Below are 23,688 nucleotides of genomic sequence, written 5' to 3' on the forward strand. Positions count from 1 at the left end.
CACAAGAAATGCAGTCTTTAAAGTTATAAAATTAAGATTTTATTGTATAATAATACTTTGAGTATTCACTCCATCTTTTCCAATTAATGAAATAAAATATACTCCTTTTTCTATAGTATTTAAGTTGATTAATTTTGAATTTTGTCCGATTATAATTTTTAAATCTTCTTGCAACAATATCTGTCCACTTATATTATATAATTTCAGTTTATATACAGTATTTATTGGAGATGAAATATTGATATTAAATACTCCATTATTTGGATTTGGGAATACATTTACACTAATATTCAATGTATTATTTTTAATCGCAGTTAGAGTAAATGCTAAATTGTTAGAAAAATCTGATTCACAATTATTATCAACGACTTTAACTGAATAATTTCCAGATGTAGTAGCCACTAAATATGGTAAACTTGTACTCGTTGCATAAACACCATCTAAATACCAATTATAATTAGTTCCTATAATACTACAAGTTAAAGTATCATTAGACTGCGTAATAACTGGTGTTATTGGCAATTGGTTAACATTAACATTTGCAACTGCGGAAGCACTACAACCATTAGTAGTTCCTGTTACGGTATACGATTGATTGCTAGTTAATATTGGTGTAGTTGGATTTGCTATAGATGACAAACCATCTGTCCATGTATAAGATGTAGCTCCTGTTGCATTTAATTGAGCAGACTCTCCACTACAAATAGTTGGTGAATTTACTTCAACTGTTGGATTTGGCTTAAGCATAATTGTTGATGATGCATTTCCAGTAGCAGAACAGCCAATGACTGAACCAATAACCGTTACTACTGTTGGATTAGTACTTGGAGTAAATGTTAAAGTATTATTTACTATTGTTCCTATTTGATTCCAACTATAATTATCTGCCCCACTAGCGGTTAATGTTATCTCTTGTCCTTCACATATACTAGTTGAAGATGGGTTCACAATTACTGTTGGAGCTGTTGTATTTACATTCACTGTTGCCACTGCACTTGAAGAACATCCGTTTGTTGTTCCTGTTACAGTATAATTTGTAGTAACTGTTGGTGAAACTGAAATCGATACACTTGTAGCTCCTGTACTCCACAAGTAAGTTGTAGCTCCTGTTGCAGTAAGAGTAGCTGTTCCTCCAGCACAAACACTAGTAGAATTTACATTGACTGTTGGTTTGGCATTTATAGTTATAACTTTCGTTACTGTTGTTGAACAGCCACCACTTGTTACTGTATAACTTATTGTAGCACTTCCTGCTCCAATTCCTGTTACTATGCCACTCGCATTGACTGTTGCTATTCCTGTTGCACTGCTTGACCATGAACCTCCTGCTGTTGTTGAACTGAATGTTGTATTCTCTCCTACACATACACTACTTGAACCTGTGATTGCACTAACTGTTGGTTTGGCATTTACAGTTATAACTTTTGTTACTGTCGTTGAACAGCCACCACTTGTTACTGTATAACTTATTGTAGCACTGCCTGCTCCAATTCCTGTTACTACGCCACTCGCATTGACTGTTGCTATTCCTGTTGCATTGCTTGACCATGAACCTCCTGCTGTTGTTGAACTGAATGTCGTTGTTTCTCCTACACATACTGTTGATGATGCTGTAATTGCTGCTACTGTTGGTTTGGCATTTACAGTTATAACTTTTGTTACTGTTGTTGAACAGCCACCACTGGTTACTGTATAATTGATTGTTGCACTACCTGCTGAGATTCCTGTTACTACACCATTTGCATTGACTGTTGCTATTCCTGTTGCACTGCTTGACCATGAACCTCCAGCTGTTGTTGAACTGAATGTTGTATTCTCTCCTACACATACGCTACTTAATCCTGTAATTGCTGCTACTGTTGGTTTGGCATTTACAGTTATAACTTTTGTTACTGTCGTTGAACAGTCACCACTGGTTACTGTATAACTTATTGTAGCACTACCTGCTGAGATTCCTGTTACTACACCATTTGCATTTACTGTTGCTATTCCTGTTGCACTACTTGACCATACGCCTCCGCTTGTTGTTGAACTGAATGTCGTTGTTTCTCCTACACATACACTACTTAATCCTGTAATTGCTGCTACTGTTGGTTTGGCATTTATAGTTATAACTTTTGTTACTGTCGTTGAACAGCCACCACTGGTTACTGTATAATTGATTGTAGCACTTCCTGCTCCAATTCCTGTTACTACACCACTTGCATTGACTGTTGCTATTCCTGTTGCACTGCTTGACCATGAACCTCCAGCTGTTGTTGAACTGAATGTTGTATTCTCTCCTACACATACGCTACTTAATCCTGTAATTGCTGCTACTGTTGGTTTGGCATTTACAGTTATAACTTTTGTTACTGTCGTTGAACAGCCACCACTGGTTACTGTATAACTTATTGTAGCACTGCCTGCTCCAATTCCTGTTACTACGCCACTCGCATTGACTGTTGCTATTCCTGTTGCATTGCTTGACCATGAACCTCCTGCTGTTGTTGAACTGAATGTTGTATTCTCTCCTACACATACTGTTGATGATCCTGTAATTGCTGCTACTGTTGGTTTGGCATTTACAGTTATAACTTTTGTTACTGTTGTTGAACAGCCACCACTGGTTACTGTATAATTGATTGTAGCACTACCTGCTGAGATTCCTGTTACTACACCATTTGCATTGACTGTTGCTATTCCTGTTGCACTGCTTGACCATGAACCTCCAGCTGTTGTTGAACTGAATGTTGTATTCTCTCCTACACATACGCTACTTAATCCTGTAATTGCTGCTACTGTTGGTTTGGCATTTACAGTTATAACTTTTGTTACTGTCGTTGAACAGTCACCACTGGTTACTGTATAACTTATTGTAGCACTACCTGCTGAGATTCCTGTTACTACACCATTTGCATTTACTGTTGCTATTCCTGTTGCACTACTTGACCATACGCCTCCGCTTGTTGTTGAACTGAATGTCGTTGTTTCTCCTACACATACACTACTTAATCCTGTAATTGCTGCTACTGTTGGTTTGGCATTTATAGTTATAACTTTTGTTACTGTCGTTGAACAGCCACCACTGGTTACTGTATAATTGATTGTAGCACTTCCTGCTCCAATTCCTGTTACTACACCACTTGCATTGACTGTTGCTATTCCTGTTGCACTGCTTGACCATGAACCTCCTGCTGTTGTTGAACTGAATGTTGTATTCTCTCCTACACATACACTACTTGAACCTGTAATTGCATTTACTGTTGGTTTGGCATTTACAGTTATAACTTTTGTTACTGTCGTTGAACAGCCACCACTTGTTACTGTATAATTGATTGTAGCACTTCCTGCTGAGATTCCTGTTACTACGCCACTCGCATTGACTGTTGCTATTCCTGTTGCATTGCTTGACCATGAACCTCCTGCTGTTGTTGAACTGAATGTTGTATTCTCTCCTACACATACACTACTTGAACCTGTAATTGCATTTACTGTTGGTTTGGCATTTACAGTTATAACTTTTGTTACTGTCGTTGAACAGCCACCACTTGTTACTGTATAATTGATTGTAGCACTTCCTGCTGAGATTCCTGTTACTACGCCACTCGCATTGACTGTTGCTATTCCTGTTGCATTGCTTGACCATGAACCTCCTGCTGTTGTTGAACTGAATGTTGTATTCTCTCCTACACATACACTACTTGAACCTGTAATTGCATTTACTGTTGGTTTGGCATTTACAGTTATAACTTTTGTTACTGTCGTTGAACAGCCACCACTTGTTACTGTATAATTGATTGTAGCACTTCCTGCTGAGATTCCTGTTACTACGCCACTCGCATTGACTGTTGCTATTCCTGTTGCATTGCTTGACCATGAACCTCCTGCTGTTGTTGAACTGAATGTTGTATTCTCTCCTACACATACACTACTTGAACCTGTAATTGCATTTACTGTTGGTTTGGCATTTACAGTTATAACTTTTGTTACTGTCGTTGAACAGCCACCACTTGTTACTGTATAACTTATTGTAGCACTGCCTGCTCCAATTCCTGTTACTACGCCACTCGCATTGACTGTTGCTATTCCTGTTGCATTGCTTGACCATGAACCTCCTGCTGTTGTTGAACTGAATGTCGTTGTTTCTCCTACACATACTGTTGATGATGCTGTAATTGCTGCTACTGTTGGTTTGGCATTTACAGTTATAACTTTTGTTACTGTTGTTGAACAGCCACCACTGGTTACTGTATAATTGATTGTTGCACTACCTGCTGAGATTCCTGTTACTACACCATTTGCATTGACTGTTGCTATTCCTGTTGCACTGCTTGACCATGAACCTCCAGCTGTTGTTGAACTGAATGTTGTATTCTCTCCTACACATACGCTACTTAATCCTGTAATTGCTGCTACTGTTGGTTTGGCATTTACAGTTATAACTTTTGTTACTGTCGTTGAACAGTCACCACTGGTTACTGTATAACTTATTGTAGCACTACCTGCTGAGATTCCTGTTACTACACCATTTGCATTTACTGTTGCTATTCCTGTTGCACTACTTGACCATACGCCTCCGCTTGTTGTTGAACTGAATGTCGTTGTTTCTCCTACACATACACTACTTAATCCTGTAATTGCTGCTACTGTTGGTTTGGCATTTACAGTTATAACTTTTGTTACTGTCGTTGAACAGCCACCACTTGTTACTGTATAACTTATTGTAGCACTGCCTGCTCCAATTCCTGTTACTACGCCACTCGCATTGACTGTTGCTATTCCTGTTGCATTGCTTGACCATGAACCTCCTGCTGTTGTTGAACTGAATGTCGTTGTTTCTCCTACACATACTGTTGATGATGCTGTAATTGCTGCTACTGTTGGTTTGGCATTTATAGTTATAACTTTTGTTACTGTCGTTGAACAGCCACCACTGGTTACTGTATAATTGATTGTTGCACTACCTGCTGAGATTCCTGTTACTACACCATTTGCATTGACTGTTGCTATTCCTGTTGCACTGCTTGACCATGAACCTCCAGCTGTTGTTGAACTGAATGTTGTATTCTCTCCTACACATACGCTACTTAATCCTGTAATTGCTGCTACTGTTGGTTTGGCATTTACAGTTATAACTTTTGTTACTGTCGTTGAACAGTCACCACTGGTTACTGTATAACTTATTGTAGCACTTCCTGCTGAGATTCCTGTTACTACGCCACTCGCATTGACTGTTGCTATTCCTGTTGCATTGCTTGACCATGAACCTCCTGCTGTTGTTGAACTGAATGTTGTATTCTCTCCTACACATACTGTTGATAAACCTGTGATTGCACTAACTGTTGGTTTGGCATTTACAGTTATAACTTTTGTTACTGTCGTTGAACAGCCACCACTGGTTACTGTATAACTTATTGTAGCACTTCCTGCTCCAATTCCTGTTACTACGCCACTCGCATTGACTGTTGCTATTCCTGTTGCACTGCTTGACCATGAACCTCCAGCTGTTGTTGAACTGAGTGTTGTATTCTCTCCTACACATACACTACTTGAACCTGTGATTGCATTGACTGTTGGTTTGGCGTTTACAGTTATAACTTTTGTTACTGTTGTTGAACATCCGCCACTAGTTACTGTATAACTTATTGTAGCACTACCTGCTGAGATTCCTGTTACTACACCATTTGCATTTACTGTTGCTATTCCTGTTGCACTGCTTGACCATGAACCTCCTGCTGTTGTTGAACTGAATGTTGTATTCTCTCCTACACATACTGTTGATGATCCTGTAATTGCTGCTACTGTTGGTTTGGCGTTTACTGTTATAACTTTCGTTACTGTTGTTGAACAGCCACCACTGGTTACTGTATAACTTATTGTAGCACTTCCTGCTGAGATTCCTGTTACTACACCATTTGCATTGACTGTTGCTATTCCTGTTGCACTGCTTGACCATGAACCTCCTGCTGTTGTTGAACTGAATGTTGTATTCTCTCCTACACATACGCTACTTAATCCTGTAATTGCATTTACTGTTGGTTTGGCGTTTATTGTAATTGATTGAGTTGCTGTATTAACAGTTCCACACTTATAAGCTTTTAATGTAATTGTATAGCTATTAGCAGTATTAAAAGTTGAAGTAACAAATGTACTTGAAGTTGAAGTATTAGGTGAACCTCCTGTGATTGTCCATCTAACAGAATCCAAAGAACCAGAAGAAGCAGTTGATGTATTGGTAAAAGTAATATTTTCACCAGCACAAATGCTTGTACTGGAACTAGTAAAACTAGCTGTTGGTGTACCAACACAACTTGCTACTCCATATAAATTTATATTATCTACATAAATATTATTACCCCAAGCACCATTATTTCTAAAAATAATTTTTACACTTTTATTTAGATATGCAGCTGGAATAAAAACAGAATCTATACGCCATTGTGAACTAGTTGGAATAAAATAACTAGTAGTATTTGATCTAGTAGCAAGATCACTACCACCCTTTTTATAGATAGAAGTTAATGTATTAGAACAAGCATCTTGAATAAATACTTCTAAAGAATCTTTTGAATTATTACTATATCTAGCATAAGCAACATCAAACTTTAATCTTGGATTTGTTGCTCCATTTAAATTAATTATTGGTGAATATATATAATCGCTTGCATCATTAGCATCATTATCAAAATTATTGAAAAGCATAGAAGCACTAGAAGTACCGAAGCCACCAGCATCTGTAGTTCGTTCCCAGTTATATCCTGAATTAGACAGTAAGCTCCAGCCACTAGGTGGAAATGTAGTAGCTTGAAATCCTTCAGAAAAAGGTAAAGCAACGCCACTTGGCGTACCTACAGTAATATAAGCAGTTTTAGTTTCTACATCAGCACCTTGAGCATTGGTAGCTGTTAATGTAACAGTATAAGTACCTGCTGTATTATATGTTACTGTTGGATTTTGTGCTGTAGAAGTACTAGGTGTACCTCCAGCAAAACTCCACGACCAAGAGGTAGGAATTCCTGTAGATAAATCTGTGAATGAAACAGAATTTCCAACACAAACTTCGGTACTATTAGCAACAAAATTTGCTACTGGTACTACTGGTGTTAATGGTGTACAGCCATTGGAAGTTACAAGAGAAGCACGAGTACCACCTGTACTAAATAATGCTTGCATTCTAGTAGCTTGACCAGCAGTAAACATAAACATACAAGCATCATCTGTATAGTCCATATAATTTTGGAATAAATCGCCGTTTGGTCCATTGCTACAAGAAATAGTAGGAAAAGTAGGGCAACCATAATTTTCATCTGCTTGATTTGGCGTATCACCAACTAAATCACTCCCAGAACAACTACTACCATCATCACCCCAAATGTGATATAAATTTAACCAGTGACCTACTTCATGCGTTAAAGTTCTTCCCATATCGTAAGGCGTAGATGTACCATTTGGTAAGCTAGAATACAATACAACAACTCCATCTGTAGCGGCAGCATCACCAGGAAATTGAGCATATCCTAATAAGCCACCACCTAAATTACATACCCAAATATTTAAATATTTATTTCTATCCCAAACATTAGAACCACCTTGAGCTGTATATTTTACAGCATCATCATCTGACCAAGAAGTAACCGTTGTCTGTTTCCTTACTATGCCTGTAGTAGCATTGCCATTTGGATCTCGAGTTGCCAAACAAAATTGTATTCCAGTATTTCCTGCTTTTATACTATTAAATACAGCTGGTAAATTGGCAATATCTGAATTTGTTCCACCATAATCTTCATTCAATCTATTTAATTGAGCCATTAATACTGCATCGCTAACATTCTCAGCAGCAGTTCTATAAACAACATGGAATACAACTGGTATAGTAACATTTACAGCACTTACACGGTTATTGGCATTATTTTGGTGTTGTAGTACATAATTATTAGTAAGAGATTCTATTTTATCTTGCTTTTCTTTTAAAGCAGGATTAGCTAATAATTTTTGTTGTAAGATTTCTGCTGAAGAACATCTTTTATATTGTTGTTGAGCTTTTATATTTCCTAATATTAAAATATTTACAAAGAAAAATAAAATAAAGTTATTGAAGTTTTGTTTCATATATGAGGTAAAATAAATTTTTAAAATACAGCATCCTAAAATAATAAATGAACCTTAAAAAAAGTTATTTTTTTTATTAAAAATAAAGATTTATTAATTAATGAATTTTTATAAAATTCTCTATGATTTGGCTACCAATTTTTTCGCTTTTTTCTGGATGAAACTGCACGGCATAGAAGTTATCTTTATGCATAGCTGAAGCATAAGGTAAAATATAATTGGTTGTAGCAATTGTATAATCACTTATTTCACAATAATAGCTGTGAACAAAATAGACATACGCACTATTATCAATATTTTGAAATAATAAAGATTTTAAATCAGTAATGGTATTCCAACCCATGTGTGGAATTTTTTGATGATTGGTTGTAGCTTGAAACTTTTTTACTTGAACTGGAAAGATATTTAAACAATCTACATTTCCTTCTTCTGAAAACTGACACATTAATTGCTGACCTAAGCAAATACCTAATACTGGCTGCTTTAAATTTTTGATTAGTACATCTAAATTTCTTTCTTTTAAATATTGCATGGTTGGCTGTGCATGACCTACACCTGGAAAAATTACTTTATCTGCTTGTAGTATAGTTTCGTGATTATCTGTAATGATTGGTTCTATATTTAATCGATGTAAAGCATGTACTACACTTTGAACATTACCTGCATTATATTTTATAATTGCTACATTCATAATATCTTAGCCAAATTACATATTAAAAACCTATAAAAAAACTTACTTAATACACTATTTAGTATCTACTTTTGTCTTGATACAAAAGTAGCAAAAAATCAAGACTGCAATAAATTCTTAACGCTCGAACTACATAAAAAAGCTAAAAATCTTAAAACTCGTTTCGAAATAAATATTCGAAACTCAAACAATAATATTTTTTACGCTTTTTTATTTGTTCTCTCTAAATTTATTGAGGTCATTCTTCTAATACAGATTGAATAAATTGTTGAATATCTTTTTCTATATTTTCTGAATTTTCTATTGCTTTAACAAAAGCACTTCCTATAATAGCTCCTTGTGCATACTTTGTAGCAAAATTAAACGATGCTTTGTCTTTAATGCCAAAACCAATTACAATAGGATTTTTTAATTGCATTTGTTGCAATCGATTGAAATATTGCTCTTGTTCTTGTTGAAAATCAACACTTCCACCAGTAATAGTGTGTGTAGAAACTGCATAAATAAATGCATCAGATAGAGTATCAATTTTTCTAATTCTATCTTCAGAAGTTTGTGGTGTTATCAAAAAGATATTCTGAATTTTGTACTGTTTGAATAAATCTTGATACTCTGTTTCATATTCATACATTGGTAAATCAGGAATAATAATACCATCTATACCACAATTAGCTGCAGCCTTTAAAAAATTTTCTATACCAAATTGCAACACAGGATTTAAGTATCCCATTAAAACTAAAGGCATATTTATAGTATTTCTGATATTTTCCAACTGCTCAAATAACAATTTGATAGTCATTCCATTATCTATTGCTACTTTATTTGATTCTTGAATAATTGGTCCATCTGCTGTTGGATCAGAAAAAGGCATTCCGATTTCTACAAAATCAACACCATTTTGTTGTAAACTACTTAAAATCAATGGCAAACTATCTTGATTTGGAAATCCAGCTGTACAAAAAATACTCAATCGCTTTTTGTCTTTATCTTGAAAAATGTTTTGTAATCTATTCATTATAAATTTAGTTCTCTGATGTAAGTATCCATATCTTTATCGCCTCTACCAGAAAGATTAACGACTACTACATCGCTTTGTTTAAAATTAATTTGTTTAAGAGCTGCTAAAGCATGAGCTGACTCTAAAGCTGGAATAATACCTTCTAGCTGTGTTAGCTGTAAAGCCGCTTGAACTGCTTCATTGTCTGTAGCTGAAAGGAACTTAGCTCTACCTGTAGCAAATAAATTAGCATGAATTGGACCAATTCCAGGATAATCTAATCCAGCAGAAATAGAATGAGGTTCAACCACCTGACCATCTTCCGTTTGCATAAACAGCGTTTTACTTGCGTGTAATACACCCATTCTGCCTAATTGTGTTGTAGCAGCACTTTTTCCAGAATGCACGCCTAATCCAGCAGCTTCTACCGCAACTAATTGTACTGCTTCATCATTTAAGTAATGATAAAATGCACCAGCAGCATTGCTTCCACCTCCAACACAAGCTATAATATAGTTAGGATTTTCGTTGCCAGTTTGTTTGAGCAATTGCGTCTTCATTTCCTTAGAAATCACAGATTGAAATCTTGCTACCATATCTGGAAATGGATGTGGTCCAACCACAGAACCAATAATATAATGCGTATCATTTGGATTAGCAATCCAATCTCTCATAGCTTCGTTAGTAGCATCTTTAAGTGTTTTACTTCCACTTGTAGCAGGACAAACTTCTGCTCCTAACATTTTCATTCTCTTAACATTAGGTGATTGTCTTTCAATATCTACTTCACCCATATATACAATACATTGCAAACCCATTAAAGCACAAACTGTAGCTGTAGCCACACCATGTTGACCAGCACCAGTTTCTGCAATAATTCGTTTTTTACCAATGCGTTGAGCTAATAATATCTGTCCGATTGTATTATTAATTTTATGAGCACCTGTATGACATAAATCTTCGCGTTTGAGATAAATATTGGTATTGAATGCTTTGCTAAGTCTCTTTGCAAGATATAAAGGTGTTGGTCTGCCTACATAATGCTCTAATAAATCGTTAAATTCCTTTTGAAATGCTTCTTCTTGAATGATATTTAAATAGACCTTTTGTAGCTCTTCTATATTTTTGTGCAACATTTCTGGAATAAATGCACCACCAAAATCGCCATAATAACCTCTATTGTCCACTAAATAATTCATTGCTTACATTTTATGTGTTAACTCTATAACTGTTTTACATTTTTCAATATCTTTTAAAGCTGGTTCTATTTCTAATTTGCTATTAAAGTCTAAAGCATAAATATTGGTATTTCCTAATAATTCTTCGATATAAGGAATATCAATTTGATCTAAACCTCCACTTAAAAAATATGGCTTTATTCCATTGTATTCCTTTAATTTATACCAAGAAAATTTTTCGCCAGTACCTCCATATTGTTGTGATTTATTATCAAACAAAACAAAATCTATAAATGGTAAATAATCATCAATAACAGTAAAATCAAAATTATCATCAATGCCAAATGCTTTAATAATTTTAATATCAAATAGCTTTAATTCTTCGCAATATTCAGGAGCTTCGTCGCCATGTAATTGAATATAGTCTAAGTTATTTTGAGTTGCTATTTTAATGATATTTTTAATATCTTCATTGACAAAAACGCCTACTTTTTTAATGTTTGAAGGTATTGTTACCGGAATTTCTGTAATATATCTTTTTGATTTAGGATAGAATATAAATCCCATAAAATCTGGTTGTAGTTTTACAACTGCTTCAATATTAGCTGCCTCTCTCATGCCACAAATTTTTACTTTCATCTTTTTATAGTCAAATGTGTACCTTAAAATATATTTTTGAAACTTCGAAAGAAAAAAATCTAGTTTAGTTTGTATTAACTTTTGTCTTGATACAAAAGTTACAAAAAATCAAGACTTCAATAAATTCTTCACGCTAAAACTAAATAAAAAAACTACAAATCTTGAAACTCGTTCCGAAATAAATATTCGGAACTCAAACAACAATATTTGTTAACGCTTTTTTGTCTGTTTTCGCTAAATTTATTGAAGGTCGCTAAATCAATTATTACGAAGTCTAACAAACAATTTATGGTAAAAATAAAAAAAAATGCAGTATACTTTTAAAGTTTTAAAAAAGTAGCAATTAGTTAATGTGTTTATATAAAACAAAAAAGGACGATAATTAATATCGTCCTTTTTGTTTAATTGCATAATATTTATAGCAAATTTAGTCTTTAATAAATTTCTGCTGATAAGTTTTTCCTTCTGAGTCAACTACCTTAATAATATAAGCACCTTTTGCAAACTGAGTTACATTATAATTTAAAGTATTTAAACCAGTATTTAATGCCTTAGTTTCAAAAATCATTTGTTTACCAAGTACATCAAATATTTGGAATGTTGCATCTTGGTTTACTTTAGAAGATACTACAATATTAATATTGTGTGTAGTTGGATTAGGATAAACATTAACTATACCTGTAGAAGAAGAAGCTGACAATGGAATATTAATAATATTACTGTACTTAAATGTAGCATCTAAATCTATAATTCTTAAACGATAATAGTTATTGCCTATAACTGGTAAGTTATCATATAATAAGTAATTATTTTCTTGATTACTATTTCCAACTGCATCAACCTCTCCGATGTCAAACCAATTAATACCATCTATACTTTTTTCTACAACAAATTTATCTGTATTAACCTCTGTTGCAGTAACCCAATCTAATCTATTTTTATCGCCAACATTTGTACCTGTAAATGAAATTAATTCCACAGGCAATGGTGCTAACCAAGTATACGGATGTATATAGAATGTTGAGAAAGTATTTATTCCACTAATTGTTGCTGTTACATAAGTTTTTAAATCAGTTCCTGTATATGTAGCAAATGCAGGATGATATACTTCTCCAGGTAAACCAGAAATAATACCAGGTTCTGTAAAATTAGGTGTAAAGTCAGAACCTCCAAATGGAAATTTAGAACAAATTAACTCATTCATTACCGCAAATTGGAATTTAGTACCTATAGCTCTATTGTATAAAGCATTATATTCATCAATAGTAAAATATAATGTTAAATCTATATCTGAACTATTTTCTGGATGTACTGTCCATCTTCTTGGTAAAAATGGCTGAATACCATCAGCAAGCGTCATCACGGTCGGCACATCTGCAACTGTTGGTGTACCATAATCTGTATAATACAAATCTACACCTACCTCCGTAGCTTGTAATTCATCTGTTGGTGTAGAATGGTCATAAATTTTTGCTAAAATTTTACCATTATTATCATAGTAATAATAAGTATTACCATTTCTTACAGCACAAGTAACAAAATTATCATGATCTGATGCCATATTTGTTGCTGTAATATTTGGTACCGTTACTGGTACATCTGCATATTGAGAACAAGCACCATTGGTAACAGTCCATCTAAATGTAGCAGAGCCACCTGCTGGAATACCAAGTACCGTTGGATTAGGACATGTTGTACAAGTTGTTGCAGCTGTAACAGCACCACTTAGCTTAGTCCAAACTCCAGAACCAACACTAGGATTGTTTGCTGTTAATTCTGTAGTTGTTGCAAATGGCAAGTCTCCACAAGTATATTGATTGAATACTGATGCTGTAGCCACAACATCTTCATCTGCAATCCAAGACACTTGAGTTGGTTCAGATGGATTACAATCTAATGTACCTGTACAATTATATCTTGCTCTAATAAGGTTTGTACCAACAACAGAAGCAAAATTTGGTATTGTTGTAGACCATGCATCTAATGTACCACTAGCATCTTTCCAAGTAATACCATTATCTGTAGAATATTGATATTCGTAAGCACATGAACCCGAACCACCTAATGAACCACTAGCAGAGCCAGATAAAGTTAACATACTTCCCTCACATACATTTGCAACATTTGGCGATTTAGGTAAAGTTGTAGGAGGTTGTGGATCTGGTTTTACCGTAACAAATTGATACTGCGGTATAGACCAACCACAACATTCATCTTTTGTTCGATAACGAATTTGATATACCTTATCTACTGTTGTTGTATTATCTAGTGTAATATCGCCTGGATCTTCTACTGTAGAAGTATATACTGGCGTTGGAGTAGTTAAACCAGTTATAGTTGCTGGAGAAGATTCTTGAATTGTCCATTCAAATTGTGTTGAACTATTAGGATTATTAGGTGTAGAGGTAAGATTTACAGTTCCTTCATTACAAATTTCTAGAGGAGTTACATTAATTACTGGATTATTTCTTGTATCTGTAATTTTAATAAACTTAACATATTCTGATGCCGAATTAAGTATAGTACTAAACCAACCTGTTGAAGTATAATAAACATATAAATCTTTTGCACCAGACCCATTAGTATTAGAAACTAAACTTGGTGTAACATTATTTATTAAAGTAGCACTCATTGTACCTAAATTAAATGCATTTCCACTTAGTTTTGCAATATTAACTTCTGAATTAGTACAACCTAAAGTATATTTTGCAATTTGATTATTAGCATCATTGCCTAAGAAAGCACCACTTTGAGTTATGGAAGCAGGTGTTACACCTTGAACATTAACAGACAAACCATAAGCACCGTCTTCACCTCTACCACCAGCGCCTCCATTTCCTCCTTTACTACCATTACCACCACGACCAACTTCACTAGTACAAGCTGAAGCACCAGCACCGCCATTTCCACCAGCACCACCAGCACCGCCATTTCCACCATTTCCACCATTTCCTCTTGCACCTGCATTAAAATCACAATTGGTTAAAGTACCAGAACCAGTACCTGCATGGTAAAGACCAAAGGAGCTACCACCACCAAAGCCACCAAGCCCTCCTGTTCCTCCTTGACCTCCTGTTCCTCCAGAACCACCGCCATTTCCACCGCCATCATTACAAACACACCAACAACAATTTTCACCTTGACCGCCACCGCCGCCGCCGCCGGCTCCACCGCCACCACCAGTACCAGCACCACCGTTAGCCGATCTATTTGCAGGAATCCAGAATGGACTTGTTGCTGTAGGTGCTGTTAAATAACCAGCAGGATGATTTGGACTTCCAGTGGTACCATTTTGCGTTGAACCATCTTTCGTCGTTGTAGCACCCGATGCACTGCCTCCATCTCCGCCATCACAACTTGAACGACCACCACCACCACCGGCAGTTGGATCTCCAGTACGACCACTACCACCATCTCCACCTGTAGATCCAGCTTGACCTGTAGTATAACCTTCAGCGCCACCATTTCCACCTTTTCCACCATTACCTCCTTTTCTTGCACCAGTGCCAGGACCAGTAACAGTCGCCCCACCTGCACCATTACTTCCATCACAAGAGCCATTTTTTCCTGCATTACCAACATAACCATCTGTACCTTTACTACCTGCAGTACCGTTTGCACCATTAGTAGCATTACCAACATTCATTTGACATCTTACAAACTCGTAACCTGTTGAATTATAGATATAAGCACCATATATAGTTTGCCCTTTATTTAAATAAGCTCCTGATACAGTACCTGAAGAACCACCGTTTTTAACATTAAATATAATATCTAATATTTTCCAATTATTTTTTGTATTAGATTCTATACCAATATAATGTCCTGAGTAATTAGATCCAGAAACTACTAAATTTTCTCTTGAAGAATTAATATTAACAGTTGTTGTAAGGTTATTATTTTTACGCCATTCGCCACCTACTTTTTCATAATCTCCATCTAAAATTACTCCATCTGAAGGTATAGTTAATTTTGATGTTAGATTGTAAGTACCAGCTGTGATCCTAATATGATTTAAAGATGATGTTACTTTTGTAAGTGCTGTTGCTATTGTCCTAACTGGATTTGCTGGTGTACCTGCATTGGCATCATTACCATTTACTCCATCTACATAAATATAGCCACAAGCATTTTCAACTACATTTACGGTGCATGTAGAAGTAGCAGAGCCAGAACAAGAAGGATTATTTACATTTAAAGATACTGTATAAGTACCTGGTGTATTGAAAGTAATATTTGTACTAGCTCCTGTTGTAGGTGAAATTGTAGCAGCAGGAGAAGTAGACCAAGTATAAGTGTAACCAGTATTTGGTCCTATAGCTGTAATGTCTGGAGCTGTTGGTGCAGAAAAAGGTATAGCTGTACCAGCAGAAATTGTAGACCCACAAGCAAAACTTTGTATTGGTGGTGCATACTCAAAATAAGTAATTCTAGTACATTCTGAAAAAGTAGAATCATATCTTTGACCAGAAGATGTTGTACTACCAGCACCACTTCTATTATAACCTGCAAGGCGATAAATTCTAGTACCAGGTGTTTGTGGTGGCGTAAAACACTCACAAACTTCGCCAGGAATATCTGTCCATTTTAAATTTGCACCACAAGCATCACCGGCAGGAGAAGTACCATCTGCTACTTGCCATTGGAAGTAAGTTACATTATTGTGTGAAGTTGGACATAAACTTGTAGTTGTACCAGTACATAATAATTGATCTCCAGCACCAGAAATTGTACCTAAGGAAGGAGCACCGATTGTCCATCTATATCTGAATTTTAACATCCAGCTTCTATAATCTGAAGTGCTTAAATTTGCTGGAATTTCAAAATAGTTATAGGTGTTTGGTGGACTATTACGCCAATTAATATCTAATTTCTCGCCAAAAGTTACAATATCATCTCCGTTAATACAGAAATAAGAAGATGGATCCCATATAGAAAAACCACTTCCGTCTGGTGTATCATCTGAACCACAATTGAATAAGCTCCAACTATCTTCTTCCCAAAGTAGATATTGAATATCAAAATCTTCCATATTAGTGTTGGCAGTAGTATAACTTTTAGAAAGTATGTTTACAGGAGACACATTATTCCATTTAGGTTTATTTTGACTTACTTTTATAGCAGTAGTAGGTAAAGGGGAATATGTACCTGTTAAATTATCTCTTGTTCTAAATTTCAATCTTAAATCCTCATCTCCAGCGAGTCCAGTACCACAACCAAGACCACCATCCCAGTCTATATCACTAAAAACGCCAACAAAATCTACAGTTAGATTGATTGGCCCATCTTGATATTTAGGAGAAGCACAAGTAGCTTTGACTGGTGTAACCCAATCCCATTGATAAGCAAATACAGCAGCATAACTATTTTCGTCTGCTGGATTTAAAATTACAGGTTGTGTATAGTTTACTTCGCCTTGTTCTCCTCCTCTAAAGGCGACTGAAGTCCAAGAGCCAAAAGCTCTAAAATCATCACTTTCTGCACCGAATAAACAGCAAGATTCGTAAGACCATAAAGAACCGCCACAAAGAGAATTAGGACAATCGCTCTCAAATGCTTCGCCTAATAATACTTGAAATTCAGAAGGTACAGAAGTCCCTGAATAAGTTCTATCGAACAAAATATAACCATTGCCTTGTAATGATGGTGCATTTTGTGTAGAGTTTAACTGATTAGAACCAGAGTATGTATTCCAATACCTATTATTTCCACCTCGGAAATTAACATTAAAACCAGCAGGTGAAGTAACAAAGTTTCCACCTGAACCATCATCTGCACGAACTCTAATATCTTTAATTACATAAGACTGACTGCCTAGTTCTCCACAGTTAGCATTTGACCATACTTTATGCAACCAAACTCTTAGCCGAATGCGACCATCATTATAGTTTTGTGCCTGCAATATGTTTGCAAAGAAAAGTAACGCTAGTAAAGTAGTTAATTTGTAAAATTTATTCATGCTTTCTCCTATTTATTAAAATAAAGTTAAGTAAATAATTTTAATTTGCAAATTTTTATAAATTAATTCTATAAACACCTTGATAACCAATACAATATATAGAATTTTTAATTGATATAAGTTGAGTTATTTGGTCTTGTATATAATTATAAGTATTGAACGAAGTAAATGATTTATTGGCTATAATTATAGAAGCATTATCTATATATCCTAAATCGTGTCTTAGATTATAGTTATTGCCGGCGAATATATAGGTTTGTGTATTTTCATTGAAAAGTACATCATTAAGTTGAGTAGTTTGCAACTCTTTGTATATATTATTATTTATTTTTGATTGTGTATTGTTAATTGTATAAACAACAGAAGTATCTATCATTTTTTCGTCATTAAATATTTTATTTATATTTAAATTAGCGTACTTTAGTGGTGAGTAGGCATTTTTCCTTGTATCTGGAAATTTTGTAGAAAAGTCTTTAAAGTTATATATTGGAAAATCTGAATTATTTATATTAGTGCAATAAATTAGATTATTTTTATTATTCCTATTAAAATTATTTATGTAGAGTTTTATCTCTTTTTCTGACTTTAGGTTGAATCTAAAATTCTCTCCAATATTTAGCTTGAATAAATACATAGAGTCGTTGGTATTATCTTTAATATATTTTATGTTATTCCAAAATCCTAAAGCAGAATCTATTATATAAATAGAATCGAACTGATTATTGGTATTAAGTATTGCGAATATTGGCAAATAAAATCCGGATATTACTATATCTTTCTTATTATCATTATTGACATCATAAAAGAATAGTTTTTTAATATTATGATTTAGTTTATATTTTGACAGTAAGTTTTTGCTTAAATCTTGTTCAATCCATTTTTTATTATATTTTGTGTACAATTGAATATTTTGCTTGTATGCTTTTGTTTCAAATGCTCCTTCTGCTATGAGTAATGTATCTAAGTTAGTATTTATTTCGAATGTTGTTAATGGGAAATTTATATGTGGCAAAAATGTAGTATCTAGATGTAAAGAGAAGGTATTATTCGTGTATAATATTTCATATGACCGCAAATAATTTAAGGAATCGCTATATTGATTATTCTCTAAGGTATTTAGTGATAGTATTATATATTTTTTATTATTTTGGATTGCTAATTTAAAATCAGAAATAAAATACTTTGGTGATAGATTTAAGCTAAATTCGAGTACTTTATTTAAAGTATCTCCTACATTTATTTTATAAAATGTTATTTTTTCTTTATTGCAAATAATAAGTTCTTCCGTTTTATCGTTATCAACATCATATTTATTGGCTAATGGTTGACTTATGTTGTCTGTTTGAAATAACATATTATTTCTCATTAGCTCGTAGTAATTTTGATTAACATAAGGAAATGTATCTAATTTAACAAAGTTTATTTTGGGTTTTACAGGTGTATTTTGAATATTTATATTGTTGCACTTGTTTAAATCTAATTTTATAATTTGATTAGGTTTTAAATTATAATAGCTATATTCAGTATTATTATAGTATATTTTTAGAGAGTCTATATTAACAATACTTGTATCTAAACCAAAGTGTAAAAAAGATTGAGAAGAAGACATAAAACCTCTTGATGTTAATAGGTTTGTATATATTTTTTTATCCTTATAAAATAAAAATGCGTAGCAACCAAATGCTATATTACTTTGATAGTATGGAGTAATTTCTAAATATTTTTTATTAAGTAATATATTTGAGTTGTTTCTATAAAACAGTGGATAATCGTCTAATTCGTTGGTTACAATATCAATATCTCCATCTAAATCAAAATCGGCATAAGCTGCACCTGTTGATTTAGAGGGTATTGAGTTAAGCCAAGTAGTATTACTTTTTTGAAAGTTTAATCCGTTTATATTTTTAAATAAATAGTTGTGCAGCTGAGCATCAGGTACTAATTCGAGTGTTTTTAAATTAGTAATGCCTTCCCAACCATTTTCTAGTGTGCTAGCTATTGAATCTAACTTATACATATAAATATCTTGATTTAAAACATCTTTTTTCTGTCCATTTGAAATGAAAATATCTTTGTAACCATCAAGATCAAAGTCTGCAATTAGTGGCGACCAGCTCCAGTCTGTGAAAGCAATTTTATCTAATTGTCCTATATCTGAAAATGTACCATCTGTATTTTGTAATTGTAGGCAATTGCGAATTTCTTGTTTGTTATAGTTGTTTTTTGTTTGCTCATATATATTAAAATCAAAACCACCAAAATCCATTTTATATTTTGAGAGTTCTTCTGGATTCATATCTAATGATAAAATATCTGGTAATAAATCGTTATTTACATCATTAATATCTACACCCATTGTAAACAAAGAAGTATGTATTGTTTTTTCTTTAATTTTATCAGTAAATGTTTTGTTTTTATTATTTATATATAAAAAATCATTTTCTGCAAAATCATTTCCTACATAAATATCTTGGAAACCATCTAAATTAATATCTGCACTTGTTACAGAAATTCCAAAGCCATTTTCTTTATGTATATTTACTTTGTTGGAAATATTAATAAAACCTTTATCTGTATTTTCTAAAAAAATATCATTTCCAAACTCTTTTGGATAGGTTAAGTTAAAATCAAAATTTAAACTATTTCCTGTTTTACTGTTATCAGGATATTTTGCAAGGTATAAGTCTAAATCGCCATCATTATCATAGTCTATAAATGTACCTGCAAGAAACCTATCATTTAGGTTTAATTTATATTTTTCTGATTCTTCTTTGAAGTATTTTCCATTATAATTTATAAACAATAAGTTTCCTCCAGTTAAAGGTGTATTATTTTGTGTTTTTAATACATAGATGTCTAACCATCCATCGTTATTTACATCTACCATATATGTACCAGTACACCAAGTAGTAGTATTGATATTGTATTGTTTTGAGACATCTTTAAATTTAAAATTCCCTAGATTTAAAAATAATTTAGACGAGTTTTGGTTGCCTGCAAAGAAAATATCTGGTAACATATCGTTATTAATATCTCCAACAGCTACACCTGCACCTGCATTGAAGTATAGTAATCCTTTTACAAAAATATTTTCATTTTCTGTTTCAGTTACTTTATTAATAAAATTTACACCAAGTTCATTCCCTTTTATTATATCAAATAGTTTTGTTTGTGCTTGACCTTTAGAATAAAAAAAAATTATATTAAATAATACTAGTAATGTAAGTTTTTGTATTTTTTCCATATAAATGTTCCTATTTTATTTCCTTGGACTCTGCCATCGTCAATTGCTTTTCGATAATGGATACCACCATATATTCTACTCTCTCCTGCTTGATATGCTGCTTCATTAAATGAATTAAAATATTGAACTGGCAGATTAAATCTAACCTGAGAATCATCTACAATATGCACATTTTCTCCTATATATTTAGTTAAAATAAATGAAATTGCTGTAGAAATTGTACTGTGACCGCTTGGATATTCTGGAAAATTTGGTGTTTGCAAGATGCAGCTCCAATTATTATCTATATATCTATTTATATATGTTATTGGTCTTATTGAATTATAATAATATTTATCTTTCCAACAAACTATAAAAGCATCTGCCATTGTTAACGAAACCAACATATACAATTCTGCAGTCTGTTCGTTAGTTAAATTAAAATTAGCAATATTACTATTAATAATTTCTATCCAATGAGAACCTGGTGTCATTCTGTATTTAAATTTCATTGCATGCCCATAAAGTTCAACTTGTACAGGATTACAATCCCAAAAAAGAGCAATATTTTTTATTGAATCATTTTGATTTAGTATGTTATACATTTGAAGATTTTCTTTATAGAATGAACTATTTTTGTCTGTAGAAAAATCTGAATCATAATCATATACTAAAGAATAATCATTAACATTATTGATGAAGAAAGGTCTTAGTGTACTCCAATAAGGTTCTATAGCTGATTTAAAGTAAGGAGGTGTTAACTGATAGCTTTTAGCTGAGTCAATCACTTTATATATAGGATATTCTAATCTTTTTTTAAAATTATCATTTGCAATATAGGCAACATACTCATTATAGTACAAATTAAATATCTTATTTAATTCTATAAGACGAGTAGCACTTATTTTTTTGCTTATTTCTGTTTTAAGTTTCTCTATTTCATTATCCCAAAAATTTACAGAATATGTAATTCGCTTAGCTGTCTCCAAAAATGCTAAACGAGCAATATAATTTTTATCTATGCTATTAAGATTTTGGGTATAATTTTGTATGCTCCAATTATCGATTAAATCTTTCAATATATTATTATTATTAGCATCTAAAAAATAAAAATAAATTAAATTACAATAGGCATAAATCCTAGAAACATTAGGTGGTGCAAATTGATCTTTTACTAATATTTGAGTTAACTTTCTATTTAAACTAACTTGTTCTAAATCTACACTCTGAATAATTTTATTTCTTTGAGTACTTCTATTACAAGATATTAATAAAAAAGATATGCATAGTATTAATACAATTGTAATAAAATAATTATTCTTTTTCATAATAATATTGTGCTAATAGTTTATAATTATCTTTTTTAATTGGAGTAAATATTAATACGATATTGTAATTTGTTAGTTTTGCATTTTTCATTAATGTTCCATATACAAAACTCACTTTCATATTATTGCATCTTTCTGTATTTTGTACATTATTTATGTATAGAGAATCAAAATTAGCATCTTTAATAAAGCTATATATTCCATTACGACAACTATCTATAAAATAAATATTATTCTTGGCAATTGGACATTCTGTTAGAGATACAGAATCAGTGCCATAAGTTTTCACAATATGTTGTGCTTCTTTTTGATTTAATAGTAACAAATTTTCATTTACACCTAATGACTTTTCGTTTATTGCTTTATTATATAAACTAACTTGACTTTGTATTGTATTTCTATTCTGAACAGAACATGATATTATAAAGAAAGGAAATAAAAACAGTAGTATTCTAGAAAATATCTGATCCAAAAACATTATTTGGGTCAAAAACACCTTTAATCTCTTTGTAGTTTTCATAAATCTTGCTATTTAAAAATTTAAGAATGTTTTCTTTATTTTTTCTAAAGGTAGCAACTTGAAAATAAAGTTGCAAATTGTTATCAAGTTTAATTTGAATTATTTTTGATTTCAAGTTTTCTACTTTCTCCTGTATATTCTCTTCATTTTTATTTATTAAGCATTTAAATCCTAATATAATAAATGGTCTATTTTCATAAATCAATGGTGGATTAAAGCTTTGAAATTTCACATAATTGCCTCCTGTATTTAACTTTATAATAGAATTTTGAAAACCACATTCAATTAATATACTATCTTTAATTTCATTGAAATAAGCATTTATAGAATCTATTCTTTCAACATCAAACATAAAAGGGAACCAATAGTAATAATATTTTTCTAATATTTTATTCTCTAATTTTGAAGATTTAAAAGAAATTTCATTACTTATTTTTTCTATTTTCACTTCAGCACCTACTATAATTCCAAATTCTCCCATTGACCCAAATATCCATTTGAAAGTAGAGTCTGTATTTGATATATTTATATTCTTACAATTACCATCAATAAGGTTTATACTTCTAATAGTCTCCCAAAAACCTACATCTCCATTTGCACCAATTCCACTAGCAGATATAAATCCTCCTAAAGTTGGCCCATTACCTCCTTCATTAACAACAATCATCTTGTATCCTAAATTATATAAATACTCTTGAGCCTCATGAAGTATAACTCCAGATTGAATAAAGGCAGTAGAATCATTAATAATTGCAATTTTATTTAAACTATCTGTCCTAAATAAAATTTCTTTCTTACTTGGAAATGTAGAGTTATTTGATGAATGCCCATTCCCTCTTATTTTAATTTTCAAATTATTAGCACTAGCATACCGAACAAGTTCTATTATTTCATCTACTTGATTACTATATACCTCATAATATTCCTTATCAGAATAATAAAAATATGATTTATCAGAAATTGGTTCAGTTTTTAGATTTTTAGTTAAATCTAAAAACTGAGCATTCATACTTAGAGTATAAAAAAATATAAAAAAGAAAATTGTTTTAAAGAAAAACACAA

The 23,688-nt window shown here is 32.6% G+C and carries 10 protein-coding genes; all 10 read right to left on the reverse strand.

Going from position 1 to position 23,688, the window contains the following annotated elements; translation table 11 throughout:
• Positions 1-39: 39 nt before the first annotated feature.
• The 10 genes from H6553_08435 to H6553_08480 all read right to left on the reverse strand — a co-directional run bounded on the left by H6553_08435 (position 40) and on the right by H6553_08480 (position 23,635).
• Positions 40-8,091 carry an Ig-like domain-containing protein gene (locus H6553_08435; protein MCB9033849.1) on the reverse strand — a complete coding sequence of 2,684 codons (8,052 nt, stop codon included), beginning with the start codon at positions 8,089-8,091 and terminating at the stop codon, positions 40-42.
• Between the two features lie 97 nt (positions 8,092-8,188).
• Positions 8,189-8,782, reverse strand: a complete 594-nt coding sequence (hisH, locus tag H6553_08440) for an imidazole glycerol phosphate synthase subunit HisH (GenBank protein MCB9033850.1) — start codon at positions 8,780-8,782, stop codon at positions 8,189-8,191.
• A 238-nt stretch (positions 8,783-9,020) separates the two neighbouring features.
• Positions 9,021-9,797: a tryptophan synthase subunit alpha gene (locus tag H6553_08445; protein MCB9033851.1), complete on the reverse strand. Its 777-nt coding sequence runs from the start codon at positions 9,795-9,797 to the stop codon at positions 9,021-9,023.
• Complete coding sequence (gene trpB / locus H6553_08450; GenBank protein ID MCB9033852.1) at positions 9,797-10,978, reverse strand: tryptophan synthase subunit beta; 1,182 nt, start codon at positions 10,976-10,978, stop codon at positions 9,797-9,799. Before trpB ends, H6553_08445 begins: the two co-directional genes overlap by 1 nt.
• 3 nt (positions 10,979-10,981) lie before the next feature.
• Positions 10,982-11,596, reverse strand: a complete 615-nt coding sequence (locus H6553_08455) for a phosphoribosylanthranilate isomerase (GenBank protein ID MCB9033853.1) — start codon at positions 11,594-11,596, stop codon at positions 10,982-10,984.
• A gap of 427 nt (positions 11,597-12,023) precedes the next feature.
• The gene (locus H6553_08460) at positions 12,024-17,555 is read right to left on the reverse strand and encodes a T9SS type A sorting domain-containing protein (GenBank protein ID MCB9033854.1); all 5,532 of its coding nucleotides are present in this window, start codon (positions 17,553-17,555) and stop codon (positions 12,024-12,026) included.
• A 55-nt stretch (positions 17,556-17,610) separates the two neighbouring features.
• Positions 17,611-20,799, reverse strand: coding sequence for a CRTAC1 family protein (locus tag H6553_08465; GenBank protein MCB9033855.1), 3,189 nt, complete (start codon positions 20,797-20,799; stop codon positions 17,611-17,613).
• The gene (locus tag H6553_08470) at positions 20,769-22,106 is read right to left on the reverse strand and encodes a phosphatase PAP2 family protein (protein MCB9033856.1); all 1,338 of its coding nucleotides are present in this window, start codon (positions 22,104-22,106) and stop codon (positions 20,769-20,771) included. Before H6553_08470 ends, H6553_08465 begins: the two co-directional genes overlap by 31 nt.
• Positions 22,093-22,578, reverse strand: a complete 486-nt coding sequence (locus tag H6553_08475) for a hypothetical protein (protein MCB9033857.1) — start codon at positions 22,576-22,578, stop codon at positions 22,093-22,095. The genes H6553_08470 and H6553_08475 overlap by 14 nt, the downstream gene beginning before the upstream one ends.
• Positions 22,559-23,635 (reverse strand): FAD-binding oxidoreductase, encoded by a 1,077-nt coding sequence (locus H6553_08480; GenBank protein MCB9033858.1) that lies wholly within the window; start codon positions 23,633-23,635, stop codon positions 22,559-22,561. The genes H6553_08475 and H6553_08480 overlap by 20 nt, the downstream gene beginning before the upstream one ends.
• Between the last annotated feature and the right edge of the window lie 53 nt (positions 23,636-23,688).

The sequence above is a fragment of the Chitinophagales bacterium genome, assembly GCA_020636535.1.
Taxonomy (GTDB): Bacteria; Bacteroidota; Bacteroidia; order Chitinophagales; family JADIYW01; genus JADJSS01.

Excerpts from the sequence above, each read along its gene's own strand:
- H6553_08435 (MCB9033849.1), bottom strand. The coding sequence starts at position 8,091 with ATGAAACAAAACTTCAATAACTTTATTTTATTTTTCTTTGTAAATATT.
- hisH (MCB9033850.1), bottom strand. The coding sequence starts at position 8,782 with ATGAATGTAGCAATTATAAAATATAATGCAGGTAATGTTCAAAGTGTA.
- H6553_08445 (MCB9033851.1), bottom strand. The coding sequence starts at position 9,797 with ATGAATAGATTACAAAACATTTTTCAAGATAAAGACAAAAAGCGATTG.
- trpB (MCB9033852.1), bottom strand. The coding sequence starts at position 10,978 with ATGAATTATTTAGTGGACAATAGAGGTTATTATGGCGATTTTGGTGGT.
- H6553_08455 (MCB9033853.1), bottom strand. The coding sequence starts at position 11,596 with ATGAAAGTAAAAATTTGTGGCATGAGAGAGGCAGCTAATATTGAAGCA.
- H6553_08460 (MCB9033854.1), bottom strand. The coding sequence starts at position 17,555 with ATGAATAAATTTTACAAATTAACTACTTTACTAGCGTTACTTTTCTTT.
- H6553_08465 (MCB9033855.1), bottom strand. The coding sequence starts at position 20,799 with ATGGAAAAAATACAAAAACTTACATTACTAGTATTATTTAATATAATT.
- H6553_08470 (MCB9033856.1), bottom strand. The coding sequence starts at position 22,106 with ATGAAAAAGAATAATTATTTTATTACAATTGTATTAATACTATGCATA.
- H6553_08480 (MCB9033858.1), bottom strand. The coding sequence starts at position 23,635 with ATGAATGCTCAGTTTTTAGATTTAACTAAAAATCTAAAAACTGAACCA.